This window comes from Streptomyces sp. NPDC058051 (assembly GCF_042885475.1).
Lineage (GTDB): Bacteria > Actinomycetota > Actinomycetes > Streptomycetales > Streptomycetaceae > Streptomyces.
This window is the reverse complement of the sequence record NZ_JBHVRW010000001.1, coordinates 470,317-483,558: the sequence shown is the minus strand read 5'-3', so window position 1 is coordinate 483,558 and position 13,242 is coordinate 470,317. Positions and strand designations below refer to the sequence as shown.

The window sequence follows — 13,242 nt, the reverse complement described above, 5'->3', positions numbered from 1 at the left end:
CCGGCGGCGTGGGGGCGTCAGTTGATCCGGATGAGCCTGGCCTTGAGGACGGCGAGCAGTCCGCCGTCCACGGTGACGCCCGTCTTGCCGTTGACGGTCACCGAGCGTCCCTTCACCTCCACGTCACCCGTTCCGGCGTCGAGCGTGATACCGGACGCTGAGAGGACCACGGAGCTCAGCACCCTGGTCCCGCCGGGGGCGAACACCTTGAGCGCGATCTCGCTCCGCTGCTCGTCGAGCGTGACGTCGAGCCGCTTGTCACCGCTGGCCAGTCGGACACCGGACGGGCCGCGCGGGGCGTCCAGCAGCTCGATCCGGTTCCCGGAACGGGAGACCAGCGAACGGCGGTTGACCTTGCCGGTGGTGGGGTCGACCAGCGGCACGTCGTGGGGCGACGGCTTGTCGACACCGTTGTAGAGACCGCCCAGCACGTAGGGGCTGTCCAGCAGCCCCTGTTCGAACCCGACCAGCACCTCGTCGTTGACCTCGGGACTGAATACCCCGCCGCCGCCCTGCCCGCCCCACTGCACCGTGCGGACCCAGTCGGTCACATAGGTGTCGTCGAGCCAGGGGAACTTCAGCCGGACCCAGCCCCGTTCGGCCTTCCCCTCGCGGATGTCGGTGACCACGCCGATCGCGAGTCCCGGCATGCGGGGGCCGCGCGAGGGTGCGTTCGAGCCACTGGTGAGTCCGGCCATCGAGCGGTCGGGCGCCGTGCTCACCAGCACGGTGGTGCGGTAGCCGCCGTTCGGTTCGAGGACGTGGTGGGTGGCGGTCGCCGTGTAGCGGCCGGCGAACGCGGGGCCGACGTTGCCGAGGGTCACCGGCTCGCCCGCCCGCAGGTGGGGATTTCCCACGGCGACCGCCTCGATCTCGCCGAACCCGGAACTCACCGAGGCGGCCACCGATCGGGCCACGGCACCGGCCTCGGCCTGGGTCCGGTACGGGGTGTCGGTGACCGTCATCCGGGCGTTCGCGCCGAACGCGCCGGCCACCGCCGCCGGGCTCATCCCGGGCGACACCGTGTCGCTGCGGACGGACTGTTCGCGGGCCACCAGGCGTGTCTTGGTGTCGACGTTCCAGCCGCGCACCTCCACGCTGTCCGCCCCGTCCGCACCGGTCAGCACGGCCCGCAGGGCCAGCAGGTTGCGGCCGTACTCCAGGACCATCGGGTGCCGGGTGGCGGGGGTGGCCGGGGAGGGCGCCGACGCGGCGGGCTTCGGCTTCACGAACTCCAGCAGCCCCTTGTCGTCCACCCGCACGTGTGCGCCGCTCTCCCCCGCGAGGTACTGGAGGAACTCCCAGTCCGAGACGTTGGGCTGGGTCAACTGCTTGTACGTGACGGGCGCCGCCTCGATCCTGCCGCAGGCCAGGCCGGCGCCCGCGGCGACCTTGCGGACGATGTCCGCCGTCTTCATGTTGCGGTAGGCCACCACCTTGCGTCCGCGCTGGAGCCGGTGGGCCTTGGAGAAGGCCCTGACGACCGTGAACGAACCGGTGGTGTCGCTGTCCAGTTCGACCGCCGTGACCTCACCGGTGAACAGCCGCTCGCGCACCCGTTCCTGCACCGTGACCACGGAGATCTTCAGCGCGGTGCCGATGGTGAGACCAGTGGCGGTGAGCAGCTTGTGATCGGGGTCGCGGTACATCAGCACGGCGGTGTCCGGAAGCCCGACGTTCTCGTCGACCACGCAGCTCACCAACTGGGCGGCCCACACCGGGGGCAGCTCGCCAGGAGCCTCGACGATCGGATCCGCGGCGAAGGAGCGGCCCGGGGCGGTCACCGGCCGCCCTCCGGAGTGCCGTCTTCCAGTCCGGGCACGACGAGTTCGCTGCCGGGGATCAGCTGCATGGGGTCGTCGATGTCGTTGGCGTGGGCGATCGTGCGCCACGCGGTGGCATCGCCGTACTCCCGCCAGGCGAGCAGCGGCAGGCTGTCACCGGCGACGACCCGGTGGCTGCGACGCGCCTCCCGTGAGCCCGACGTCGGGTTCTGGCCGGGCCGGTCGACGGTCGCCTCCTCGATCGACAGGGAGCAGGTGGCACGCAGCGGCTTCCCGTCGATGTCGAACAGCGTGTACGAGACGGAGAGGCTGGACAGCACGCCGTCGAACGAGGTCGTCGTCGACGTTCCCCAGTCGAAGCGCACCCAGGGGCTTGCGGGCGTCTTCCGGGCCAGGCTGCCCAGGGTGGGCACACAGGCCGTCATCAGCTGTTCCACCGCCTTCTCCACCGAGTCGTCATGGGTGGCCGTGGCGTCCAGGAAGACCTCCAGGGACAACGCCCGGGGCCCACTGCCCACGAATTCGGGCAGCGCGGACTGCTCGGCCATGCGGGAGGGCGTACGCCGCCACTCGGTGTTCTTGCTCAGTGAGAGCTTCGCGGGATTGAACTGCAACGTGAGCCGGGCAAGGATCCCGCCAGGTTTGGCGCCGACGGTCGCCGGCGGTTCCATGATGATCAACTGGGCGCGAGCACGGCTCGTACGGACAGCGGGTGACATGGTGTCCCTCCTTCCTGGCCTTCTCCGGAATCTGCTGCTTGTCCGGGAACTTGACGAGTCATCAGGACGGCTCCAGGCCCTCGTGCGCGATCTCCAGCGTCTCGATCGCCGCCTCGGAGCTGGCCGGGTCGAAGGACGGTCCCTGCCAGCGCACCGGCACGATGCCGTGGACCTGCCAGCTGATGATGCGGCTGAGGTCCGGGCGCAGCGCGACGATCTCGCCGTCCTTGCGCTCCACCCGCTGGATCGTGTCGTTCAGCCACCGCGTGATCTTGAGCGTGTCCGCGGTGACGGGGCGGGTCAGTGTGATGTTGGTCCAGGTGATCCGCCCCGGCAACTGCCAGGTGAAGCCGTTGTTGCCGCCCTCCGCGTACTGCTCCAGCTCCACCTCGGCGCCCAGCCCCGAGCAGGTGTGGAAGGCCCCCAGGTCACTGCCCCCGATCACGAGCTTGAAGAACACACTCGTCGCGAAGATGTTGTCCGTCATGTGCTTCTCTTCTTCTCTGCTGTTTTCCGAGTTCCGTACGGGCAGTGCCCCGCCGTCAGCGGCGACCGTCGTACAACCGTCCGGCGCGCTCCCGTCCTCTGCGCAGGTCCGCCCGGATCAGCCGGCTCACCGGATCCAGCAGACGGCGGGCCAGTTCCTCGATGTCCGCCCCGTTGATCCGGCTCGTGGCCGGAGCCTCCGAGTCCGCCGGTCCGGTCCTCGCTGATGGTGCGGCGGGCTTCGCCGGAGCCGCCTTCACCGGCACGCCGGCGATTCCGGCGTCGGCCGCCCTGCGCTGCACCGTCCGGGCCGTGTCGGCCGGGCCGCCGGTTCCGGAGGCCGGAGCGGGTGCGCGTTGCGGAACCCGCACCGCAAGGCGCGGTGGTGCGCCGGGGGCGGCACCGTCTCCGGCCACCGGCGCGGTGACCGCGGGGCCTGCCGATTCGGGCACCACCGGCATCGCCATCCGCTGTACGGGCACGGCGGCCACTCCCGGCCGTGCCGAGGCGGACGGATGCGGGCGCACGACCGGTACCGACGGAGCAGCGGACGGCACGGGCTCCTTGAAGGAGGACGCGGACGGGGCGGACGGATCCTGTCGTGGTGCCGGGGACGGTGGCACTGCCGCACCCTCGTGTGCCGAGCGGCGCACGAGCCGCAGGGAGGAGTCGTCGGCCGGGGGCCCGCCGCCTGCCCGGCCGGCCCCTGGACCGCGGCCGGGAGCACCGGCGGCCGCCGGGCCCGCGGGCATCGTGTTCCGGGCGATGCCGGGTGTCGGGTTGTCCTGTGGGGAACGCTGGACTGTGCCGTCGCGCGACGGCCTCCTGGGTGCCGGTCCCGAGCCGGACGCACGGGTCAGGCGGGGCGAAACGGGTTCGGCGGGGCGGGCTCCCGGGTGAGGAGTCGTCGGCCGGGCCGCCGCGCCCGATGCCGTCGGGTGCGCCGCGGGCCCCGGACCCGGGCTGCCCGGTTCCGACGCTCCGGACCCCGGCTGCCGCACGTCACGACGCCACGTGGCGGCCACCACCGGCCGGGCGGTGGCCGCTGCCGTCGGCCCCGAGAAGCCCTCGCCCGAGCCGGTTCTCACCGTCAGGGCCCTGCCCGCGAGCAGGGTGCGCGACCGCTGGACGGTGGGCGGCTGCGTCCCGCTGCCGGTGATGCGTCCGGGTGCGCCGCGCCCCTCCCGTTCCGTGGCGATCCGCCGGACACGTACCGGTCCGGCGGGAGCCGCGGGGGACGGGGCGGCCGCGGGCGTACCGGTGGTGCCCACCGCTCGCTGGACGGCCTGGGGTCGTGCTGCGGACGGGGTGGGTCCGCTCGCGGGCGTACCGCTGCTGTCCGCCGCCCGCTGGACAGTGTCGGGTCGCGGTACGGAGGCAGCGGGAGCGGGCACGGGGGTCGAGCGCACCGGCATCGGTGAAGGCGCGTTCACGGACGTGGCGTTCACGGGCGTGGCGGGCGGGAGCGTGGCGGGCGGGGGCACGACGGGCTCCCCCGCCGACGTCCCACCGCGCCGCGCGTCCGTGGTTCCCGGCTGTGCCCTACGGCGGTCGCCCAGCAGCGGCGCGTCGTTCCGGACTCTGGCCGTCGGCGGAAGGGAAGGGAGGGGGAGGCCGATCCCTCCACGGGTGCGCGCGTGCGAGCCGGGTCTGTCGGGCTGTCCCGGCCGCGCGGCCTCTGGAGGGGCCGAAGGTTCCGACGGTCGGCGCGCGCCGGGGTGCTGCCTCCGTTCCGGCCCGGAAGGCGGTTCCTGCCGCGGAGTCGATTCCGGCGCGGACGGGTTCGGCGAGGGAAGCCGGGGCGTCGTGGCCGTCTTCGGGCCCTGGGCCTCCGCAGTGGGTTGCTGACGCGCGGACGGCCTCGCCCCCTCCGTGGAGGGGGCGGACACCGAGGGGGCAGCCGCGTCCGGTGCCTGCCGCTGCACGACGGGCATCCCTGCGGCCTGGTGGCCTTGCGGGCCGGTCGGTACCGCCCCGCCCTGCGCGGCCGGGCCCAACGGCGCGGCCCCGGCGGGCAGTTCCCGCAGCGGGCTGCCCAGAGCGGGGCGCACCGTCTCGGCGGCGGGACGGTCGGCGGCGCGGTGGGGTGGAACAGCGGGGATCGCCTGGTCGGGGCCGCTCGGACGGTCGGGCGCGGGCTGCCGCGCGGCGGCCCCGGTGACGGGCGTGGCCGGTGCGACGGCTGCGGCCGGCGGGATCCCTGTGATGTGCCGCAGGGGTATCGCCGGACGCCGGGCGACGATCAGGGGCGGTGCGGTCCGCCTCGGACGTACGACGGCGGGCCGGGTCCGCCGCAGGTCGGCCTGAGTTGCTGCGGTGTCCGCGGGATGCTGCGGTGCCGACGCGACGGACGGCGCGGGGCCCGTGGCTGTCGCCGTGCCCGTCGCGGGGGCCGTGCCGGTCGTGGCCTGCCGCTTCGGTGACGCGTGCCGGGAGGAGTCGGGGGGCGTCGTGCCGCTCGAACGCTGGACGGGGGTGGGGCGCGGCTGCCGGTCGGAGGCGCCCCGGCCGGCCGCGTCGCCCGCCGTGGCGGGTGCCGGGTTCGCCTGCCCGTCCGCACCGGTCCGGGCGGCCCGCAGGAGCAGCGGCCCGCCGGGGGACGTGGGACGCGCGCCGCCCGGACGGGCGACGCCGTGGATCAGGCCCACCGGTGCGGACGGCATGACGGCATGGCCGAGTTCGCCGCCGAACGCCATGTTCTGCCACGAGGCGAGGCCGGACCGGAACCGCAGGCCGTCGCTCACCCCGATCGAGGACCGGGCGACGGTCACCGTCGGCGGCGCGACCCGCTGCCAGCCGCCGTCCCACGGTTCGGTCCGGCTGCTGCTCGGCTCGGTCTCCGGCACCGGACCGGGCTCGGCGCCGGCTTCGGCACCGCCCCCGGAGGACGCGTCGGGCTGCCGCCTGTCCCCTCGGCGGAACCGGTCCATGAACCCCACACGATCACCCGCCCTCGTTGACGCGGGTGTTGATCCGCGCTATCTCCCTCACCCACTGCTGGCGCTCGCCGTGGGTCAGGTCGAGAATGTCCTCACGCTGCCAATGGAAGTGGTAGGCGACGTACGCGATCTCCTCCCACAACCGGGAAGGCGCGTACGTCACGATTCCCCCAGGCGCTCACCCGAGAGGTCCACCTCGAACGATCCGTGACACAGCGGACAGGTCACCGCGGCGTGCGTGTGGCCCTCGCTGTTGATCCGGCGGTAGAAGTCCTGGAGGAACGCCACATCCGTGGCGTACATCCGCTCGACCACCCCGGCGTGCACATCGGTGATGGTGCCGAGCTGGGTGATCACCTGACTCAGCAGCACCACACTCAGGTACGCCGGGTTCTCCTTCACCCGCAGGTCGATCTGCGGGCGCAGTTCGTCGCGTGCCGTGGCGAGCCGCATCGAGCCGCGCCGGTGCACCTGGCCCTCGTCGTCCACGTAACCGCGCGGGAGCTCGAAGTCGAACTCCGTGCGCAGGTCCTGCCGTTCCCGCTCCCGGGCCGGCGACGGCGCGGGAGCCTCCTCGCGTGCGGCGGGCGGGGCGGACGCGAGAGTGTCGAGGACTTCGTCGAGCCCGCCCGACGTGACGGTCCTGCGCCTCATTCGACCACGATCTCCTCGAAGGTGATGGTGACCGCCTCGGTGGCCGCGCTGGACTCGCCGGCCTTCAACGAGGGGCCCTCCCATTTACTGGCCCACCCCTGCATCAGCTGGATGCGCCGGACCGTCTCGCCCTTCGAGTCCTTGATCTCGATGGTCAGGTTCTGACGCGCGGTGTCGACGGCCCCGTTGTTGAGCGTTTCCTTGATCCAGTTGGTGAACTCACTGCTCTTGTCGAGCCCGCGGGTGATCGTCACCTCGCCCGCCTGGCGTGCGCCGGGCTGCTTGCGGATGATCTGCTTGCCCTCGGCGGTCACTTGACGGACCTCGACGACTTCCTCCTCGACGGTCAAACCGCTGATCTCTTGGATCGACTCGACGAGATAGCCGCCGAGCTGCACGCCGAAGACGTGGGTGGAAAGAGCGTCGCCCTCTGCCATGACTCTGTGTCACCTGTTCCGTTCGTGGAGGTTCTGGGTCACTCGTTGACGAGGCTGGTGCTGTCGGAGAACTGCGCGAGGCGGAAGATCACGAACTCCGCGGGCTTCACCGGGGCCACGCCGATCTCGCACACGACCTGACCGAGGTCGATCGACTCCTGCGGATTGTTGTCGCGGTCGCATTTGACGTAGAACGCCTCTTCGGCCGTACGGCCGAAGAGGGCGCCCCGGCGCCACTCCTCCGTGAGGAAGGCGGTGACGTTGCGCCGGATGCTCGACCACAGGCGGTCGTCGTTGGGCTCGAAGACCACCCACTGGGTGCCCAGGAGGATCGACTCCTCCAGGTAGTTGAAGAGACGGCGTACGTTGAGGTAGCGCCAGGCCGGATCGGACGAGAGCGTCCGTGCGCCCCAGATCCGGATGCCACGCCCGGGGAAGGCGCGGACGCAGTTGACGCCGATCGGGTTGAGCAGGTCCTGCTCTCCCTTGCTGAGGCGGAGTTCCAGGTCCAGCGCACCGCGGATGACCTCGTTGGCGGGGGCCTTGTGCACACCGCGCTCACCGTCGCTGCGCGCCCAGACGCCCGCGACGTGGCCGCTCGGCGGCACCAGCTGGTTGTGACCGGTCGCGGGGTCGAAGACCTTGAGCCACGGGTAGTAGACGGTCGCGTAGCGCGAGTCGTAGCCGGCGTCGTCGTTGCGCCAGGTCCGGACCCGCTGCGCGCTCATGCCCGGCGGAGTGTCCAGGACGGCGACCCGGTCGCCCATCTGCTCGCAGTGCGAAATGACCGCCAGTTGCACGGCTTTGACGCCCTCGGCGTCGATGTCCCCGCGCTGGTGGGCACTCATCAGGTCGGGGACGGCGACCATGGTGATCTCGTCGATCGCTTCGAGGCCCGCGAACCCCGTGCGGGCCTCGGCGTCGCCGACGTAATCGCCCGGGTCGACCCGGGCGACGCCCGTCCCCGGGGCTGCAGTGGCGGGCGCGAGGGCGAGGCTCTGGTTCTCGGGGCGGCTCTGGACCGCGCCGGGCTGCTCGGTGACCTGGATGAGCTTGGACTGGCGGGCCTGGGTGACCAGATACCCCTTGACGCTCTTGCGGGTGGAGGCGTCGAAGGTCTCCACCACCTTGCCGGCCTGCCGCACCAGCAGCCGGAACCGGTCCTCCGGAGGGTTCTCTCCCTCGGCGTCGGTGACCTCCACGGAGAGGTCTCCCCCGGCACCGGGCCGCACGGAGACCAGGAAGCCTCCGATGACGGCGGACGGGGCCGCTTCGGACGCGGAGTCCCGCGTCGGGTCCTGGGCCGGGCCGCCGATGCGGACGATGTAGGCCGCGCCGCCGCCGTTGGCGAAGTAGCCGTACACCGCGGGCGTCAGGTACGTGTCGGGGGTGAAGGTGCCGAAGGTCTGGACGTACTGGTCCCAGCTCGTCACCAGCGTCGGCCGGTGGAAGGGGCCGGTCTGCGCGAATCCCACGAAGGCTGCGACCGCGGTGCCGACTCCCTCGATGGGCCGCGCTCCGGACTGCACCTCCTCCACGTATACACCGGGGGTGAGATACGACGGCATGCTCGCTCCTTCGGATGGTCAGTCGTTCGCCCGCTCAGTCTTGCCCGCCGGCGACGGCGGACAGTAGGCCTCAAAGTCCTGGACACGGGGCAGGGACACTGCCTTCCCAGTCACCTGGACGCCGGGAATCACTTCCCCGCGGGGACCGTTCGCGGCATCCGTCGGGTCGGCGGGAAGTCCGAACGCGTCCGGAGCCCTGCGGCGATCCGTACCGGACGCCCCGCGCCGCTCCACCACGGGTGGCAGGACAGTCCTCGACCGCGCGGCGGACACCGGCTCCATGGAGGGTGCCCGCCCTGCGCTCCGACGGGGGTTCTACGGGGTTCTACGGGGTTCTACGGGGATGAGATTCTCTGGATTCGGCAATGGAGCATGCACGTTTTCTCCACCGCAGCGGGGATTCCCGAAAACGCCCGCGCGCCTCCGCAGCAGCCGAGGCGATGAATACCAGCCAGAATGCTCACTGTTCGACTACCCGCCCAGGCCGGTTTTCCACTGCCCGGACGGACCCCTTGCCCCTCCCCGTCGACCCGCCTCACGTTCGGTCTCGTGGACGGCAGGGGCGACTATCGGACGGGGTGGTTCGCATTCGAACAGCCGGAGATTCTCCGGCCGTTTCCGGACGCGCGGGGATTCTCGAAGTCTGGACTTTCGGGAGGTGCGGAGGTAAGGAGCCACCGGCGATCGGTGAGCCGGATTCCCCCTGGTCGGGACTTCAAATGTTCACATCCCCGGCACGGAATACCGGAAAGCTGGCACTATTGTCTCTATGGTGCGACATCGCTCAGTACACCGCTGACATTGAGCACCTGGTGGCATCCGGAAGCCTGCGTTCCGGTCGCCGGAGTACCAGGTTTGGAACAGGTCACGGAAGCGGTGACAGTGGCGTTCTGCGGAATCTGGATGGGGGTGACCCAGTGATAGTCCTGGTTGCGGAAGGTCTCCAGCGCGATGGTGGTGATCTTCCGCTCCCCGAAGGAGATGGTCAGCAATCCTTCGTCGCCCTGGAAGTTCGCCACGACAATGTCCGTGACACCGAATACCTTCCCTTCCGGAACCCTGTACGCCCCTTTCTTCTCGGCCCCGGACGCCGTCTGCACGTCGATCGTCGCCGAGCTCTGCTGCGCGCCCCCTGCACCCACGCCCCCCGTCGAGCCGGAACCACCCGTACCGGAGCCGGGCGGGGCCGACTCGCCGGGTTCGGCTCCCTGCCCCTTCCCCTGGCCACCCGAGCCGCCCGTCGACGCGCCGCCCTGCCCACCACCGGTGGCCTCCTGCTGCGCCGCCTCGGTCGCCGCCTGCTTCGCGGTGCTCCGCACCGCGGGCCGGACCAGCGCGAACCATGCGAGCAGCAGCGCGAGCAGTGCGGCCAGGACGATCAGCAACCACTTGGGCAGGATCGGCAGTTGTGCGAACTCACCCTGCAGCGCGGCGGGTCGGCCGGACTGCTCGCCGTCGGTGTCCCCTTCGGTGCGTTCCGCGGCCTCGACCTCGAACGGCCAGGTGGCCGGCCGGCCGAACCAGATCAGCTTCCGGGCCCGCACCCGCAGGCGTGCCTCGGCGGACTCGCCCGGCTCCAGGCGTCGGCGTTCCGGCGCGAAGGCCAGGCGCAGTTCCTCCCCGGCCTGCTTTCCGGTGAGGACGACGTCGACCGGGGTGTTTCCCCGGTTCTGCACCGAGGTCCGGAACCGGGCGCCCAGCCATCCGCGGCGGCGGTGCGGGTCCAGCTCCGCCCGGAGCTCGTGAAAGGGCTCGACCACCACCGTGGCCTCGGGCACCACCACCGACTCCGGGTGCTCCGTCGGCAGAACGCGCACGCCCAGGGGTATCTCGCCGGCCCGGACCTCGTGGGACCGGGGCGGCGCGAGTCTCACCGTCACCACCTCGGAGGTGCCCGGGTAGAGGGACACGCGCGCGGGCTCCACAGTGCCCCAAGCCGCGCAGTCGCCGACCACTTCGAGTGTGTATGCCTCGACGATGTCACCGTCGTTGCGCACGGTCAGTGTGGTCGTCGCTTCGACGCCCGGCGACACCGTCACCGTGGGCATTTCGAGTTCGGCAGATGTGGTCACGATCCGACGCTAAGCCGGACCCGCGGTCCCGCAGCAGAGGCGGGAGGGCAACGAGCGGGCAGGGCTGGTGCCCCGACAGCGCAACGGCTCGGTGCCCCAAAGACCCCTCCCCGGGCCCGGTCCCCCTGACCGACGCGGGTGTGAGCGAGATCCGCAACAGGCATATCGGGTACCGACGGAAGCACCTGAGGAAGACGAGCGCAGAGCGATGACGATGACGACGACAGACATGACGAACAGAGCACCCGAGCGGGGCCGCACCGGCAGGCCCGCCGCACCGGAGCGCTCCGCCGAGGGCAGCGCCAAGGCCACCCCCGGGGGCAGGATCTCCGTGGCGGTGTACGCGGAGGATCTGATCCTGCAGACCGGCATAGTCCACCAGTTGCGCCTGCGGCCCGAGATCGAACTGGTAGCGGAGTCCGAGGCGGACCGGGCCCAAGTCTCCTTAGTAGTGGTGGACATGGTGAACGAGCCCGCCGTCCAGCTCCTGAACCGTCTGCAACGCAACACCTCGACCCGCACGGGGCTCGTGGTCGGTTTCTTCGAATCGGGCGCGCTCCAGACCCTGATCGAATGCGGTGTCGCCGCCGTGCTGCGGCGCGGGGAGGCCGATCAGGACCGCCTCGTCCACCTGGTGAAGGCGATAGCGAACGGAGAGGGGGTACTGCCGGGCGACCTGCTCGGGAGGCTTCTCGACCATGTCAGCAGCCTCCACCGCACGGTGCTCGATCCCCGGGGGCTCTCGCTCTCCACCCTCACGGCGAGGGAGGCGGAGATGATCAAGCTGGTGTCGGAGGGCTTCGGCACCGCCGAGATCGCGCAGAAGACCTCGTACTCCGAACGCACCGTCAAGAACGTGCTGCACGAGATGGCGACGCGACTGGATCTGCGCAATCGTGCCCACGCCGTGGGCTACGCCATGCGCCACGGGCTCATCTGAGTCCCGTCGCGGGCTCCCGCGCGGACGACGTGACAACGACGTCACCGCGCGGGGGCACGCGGACGTTCCCTGTCGTGCCGCGAAGGGAGGGCAACCCCGAGCGCCGCGGGGGAGCACGCGGACGGTCCCACACGAACGCCGCGGACCCGTCGGCGTCCTCCCGGTCGTCTCCCGGCCGGTATCCGCCGCGGGATCCGCTCCGAAAGTCCTCATGGGGCAACGGTATTGCCCTCACCGTGCCCTTCCGTTCCTGGGTTCCGCGACCGCGCCGACCTAGCGTGGCGCCATGCGCACACACGAGAGCGCCGAGCGGACGCACCACACGCCGCCCGCCTCCTCCGTACGGAACAGCTCCGGCCCCCGCACCCTCGCGGGGCTGCAGAGCACCCTGGGCAATACGGCCGTGTCGCAGATGATCACGGTGTCCCGGATGATGACCGAGGGCGAGTTCAAGAAGAGCACGTCGTCTCTCACGTCGCGCGACCGCTCGCAGATCACCGTGGTCGACAACGCGCTCAGGGCGTTCTACGCCCTGCCGGACACCGACCAGCGCGGCAAGCTGTTCGCCCTCAAGGGCATCGTGCGGGCGTGCCACGAGTACACGGTCCGCAAGCCGGACGGGTCGCGCGCCGAGGGCACCGAGCAGCTCCGTCAGCAGGCCGAGGCGGCGCAGGGGCAGCTGGACCTTGAGTCGATCTTCCAGGGCCTGCTGACCGAGATCGACGGCATGGAGAACCCGGACCACGACACGCAGGCGCTGGCCACCAAGTCCCAGGGAACGGCCCAGGTCCTCCCCGCGGAGCGTTTCCAGAACATGATGAACGGGTTCGTCCAGAAGCTGGGGGCGCTCCGCGTCGACGAGTCGCTGCCCGAGCTGACGCGGACCGTCATCGATGAACTGATGAACGTGGTGCACCTGGTGGCCGTGATGCGGTACCCGCTGGCCAGGTCGGGCATGACGCTCAATCCGGCCACCGACGGCGGCGACCCGACGTTCACCTTCAACGTCGATACCCAGGCCCTGGGCGGCACCTCCTTCCTGCTGGGGCACATCGCGCACGAACTGACGCATGTCGCCGCCCAGCAGGCGTTCGACAGCAGCCCGGTGATGGAGCTGGTGCAGTCCGGAACGACCGATGCGGAGGTCGCGAAGCTGGCGGCCGAACGCAAGCAGGTGCTCGGCGATCTGCGGCAGGAACTGGCCGAGAACACCGAGTTCAACGGATTCCAGGAACGGATGCTGAGCGAGAAGCTGGTCTACGGCGCTCAGCCTCACAAGCTGGAGAGTTACGCGAACAACTTCGCGAGGCAGGGCAAGATCACCGACGAGCAGCGGGAGCGCCTGGTCCGCTGGGGCAAGGCGGCCGGGGACGCGTCCGGCACGCTGGTCGAGTACGACACCGTGCTCAACCAGATGCTGATCTACCTGCACATGTGGGAGACCAGCCAGGACAACCCCTTCTATGTGAAGCTGCGAGCGGCGGCCGAGACGGCGTACAACCGCCGGAGCCACGCCCGTCGGCGCACGGACCAACCGACGGATCAGCCGGCGGATCAGCCGGCGGACACGTCGTCGTAGGTACCCCTCGCGGTCCACCACTGCGCGTACGTCCGCCCGTTGGTCCAGCGGGGCCGTACGCCGG

The 13,242-nt window shown here is 71.1% G+C and carries 11 protein-coding genes; 2 read left to right on the top strand and 9 right to left on the bottom strand.

Annotated elements, in window-relative coordinates; all coding sequences use genetic code 11:
• Nucleotides 1-17: 17 nt before the first annotated feature.
• From ACFVUT_RS02060 to ACFVUT_RS02020, 9 genes are all read right to left on the bottom strand, one after another.
• Nucleotides 18-1,784 carry a VgrG-related protein gene (locus tag ACFVUT_RS02060; RefSeq protein ID WP_389642763.1) on the bottom strand — a complete coding sequence of 589 codons (1,767 nt, stop codon included), beginning with the start codon at nucleotides 1,782-1,784 and terminating at the stop codon, nucleotides 18-20.
• On the bottom strand, nucleotides 1,781-2,503 hold the full coding sequence (locus tag ACFVUT_RS02055; RefSeq protein ID WP_389642760.1) for a LysM peptidoglycan-binding domain-containing protein: 723 nt from the start codon (nucleotides 2,501-2,503) through the stop codon (nucleotides 1,781-1,783). Before ACFVUT_RS02055 ends, ACFVUT_RS02060 begins: the two co-directional genes overlap by 4 nt.
• Nucleotides 2,504-2,564: 61 nt before the next feature.
• Nucleotides 2,565-2,990 (bottom strand): phage tail protein, encoded by a 426-nt coding sequence (locus ACFVUT_RS02050; protein WP_389642757.1) that lies wholly within the window; start codon nucleotides 2,988-2,990, stop codon nucleotides 2,565-2,567.
• Nucleotides 2,991-3,045: 55 nt separating this feature from the next.
• Nucleotides 3,046-5,919, bottom strand: coding sequence for a hypothetical protein (locus ACFVUT_RS02045; RefSeq protein WP_389642754.1), 2,874 nt, complete (start codon nucleotides 5,917-5,919; stop codon nucleotides 3,046-3,048).
• 13 nt (nucleotides 5,920-5,932) lie between these two features.
• Nucleotides 5,933-6,091: a DUF6760 family protein gene (locus ACFVUT_RS02040; protein ID WP_365240539.1), complete on the bottom strand. Its 159-nt coding sequence runs from the start codon at nucleotides 6,089-6,091 to the stop codon at nucleotides 5,933-5,935.
• Nucleotides 6,088-6,582, bottom strand: a complete 495-nt coding sequence (locus ACFVUT_RS02035) for a hypothetical protein (RefSeq protein ID WP_389642751.1) — start codon at nucleotides 6,580-6,582, stop codon at nucleotides 6,088-6,090. The genes ACFVUT_RS02040 and ACFVUT_RS02035 overlap by 4 nt, the downstream gene beginning before the upstream one ends.
• Nucleotides 6,579-7,019 carry a phage tail protein gene (locus ACFVUT_RS02030; RefSeq protein WP_389642748.1) on the bottom strand — a complete coding sequence of 147 codons (441 nt, stop codon included), beginning with the start codon at nucleotides 7,017-7,019 and terminating at the stop codon, nucleotides 6,579-6,581. Before ACFVUT_RS02030 ends, ACFVUT_RS02035 begins: the two co-directional genes overlap by 4 nt.
• 38 nt (nucleotides 7,020-7,057) lie before the next feature.
• The gene (locus ACFVUT_RS02025; RefSeq protein WP_389642745.1) at nucleotides 7,058-8,587 is read right to left on the bottom strand and encodes a phage tail sheath family protein; all 1,530 of its coding nucleotides are present in this window, start codon (nucleotides 8,585-8,587) and stop codon (nucleotides 7,058-7,060) included.
• 767 nt (nucleotides 8,588-9,354) lie between these two features.
• Nucleotides 9,355-10,635, bottom strand: a complete 1,281-nt coding sequence (locus ACFVUT_RS02020) for a hydrolytic protein (RefSeq protein ID WP_389643586.1) — start codon at nucleotides 10,633-10,635, stop codon at nucleotides 9,355-9,357.
• A gap of 238 nt (nucleotides 10,636-10,873) precedes the next feature.
• Here ACFVUT_RS02020 and ACFVUT_RS02015 point away from each other — a divergent pair, with 238 nt between their 5' ends.
• Nucleotides 10,874-11,599, top strand: a complete 726-nt coding sequence (locus tag ACFVUT_RS02015) for a response regulator transcription factor (RefSeq protein WP_389642742.1) — start codon at nucleotides 10,874-10,876, stop codon at nucleotides 11,597-11,599.
• Between the two features lie 286 nt (nucleotides 11,600-11,885).
• Entirely contained in the window at nucleotides 11,886-13,178 is a 1,293-nt protein-coding gene (locus ACFVUT_RS02010; RefSeq protein ID WP_389642739.1) for a hypothetical protein, read from the top strand.
• The last annotated feature ends 64 nt before the right edge of the window (nucleotides 13,179-13,242 follow it).

Bases quoted from the DNA above. Each gene is read 5' to 3' on its own strand.
- ACFVUT_RS02055 (WP_389642760.1), bottom strand. From the start codon at position 2,503: ATGTCACCCGCTGTCCGTACGAGCCGTGCTCGCGCCCAGTTGATCATC.
- ACFVUT_RS02050 (WP_389642757.1), bottom strand. From the start codon at position 2,990: ATGACGGACAACATCTTCGCGACGAGTGTGTTCTTCAAGCTCGTGATC.
- ACFVUT_RS02045 (WP_389642754.1), bottom strand. From the start codon at position 5,919: ATGGACCGGTTCCGCCGAGGGGACAGGCGGCAGCCCGACGCGTCCTCC.
- ACFVUT_RS02035 (WP_389642751.1), bottom strand. From the start codon at position 6,582: ATGAGGCGCAGGACCGTCACGTCGGGCGGGCTCGACGAAGTCCTCGAC.
- ACFVUT_RS02030 (WP_389642748.1), bottom strand. From the start codon at position 7,019: ATGGCAGAGGGCGACGCTCTTTCCACCCACGTCTTCGGCGTGCAGCTC.
- ACFVUT_RS02025 (WP_389642745.1), bottom strand. From the start codon at position 8,587: ATGCCGTCGTATCTCACCCCCGGTGTATACGTGGAGGAGGTGCAGTCC.
- ACFVUT_RS02020 (WP_389643586.1), bottom strand. From the start codon at position 10,635: ATGCCCACGGTGACGGTGTCGCCGGGCGTCGAAGCGACGACCACACTG.
- ACFVUT_RS02015 (WP_389642742.1), top strand. From the start codon at position 10,874: ATGACGACGACAGACATGACGAACAGAGCACCCGAGCGGGGCCGCACC.
- ACFVUT_RS02010 (WP_389642739.1), top strand. From the start codon at position 11,886: ATGCGCACACACGAGAGCGCCGAGCGGACGCACCACACGCCGCCCGCC.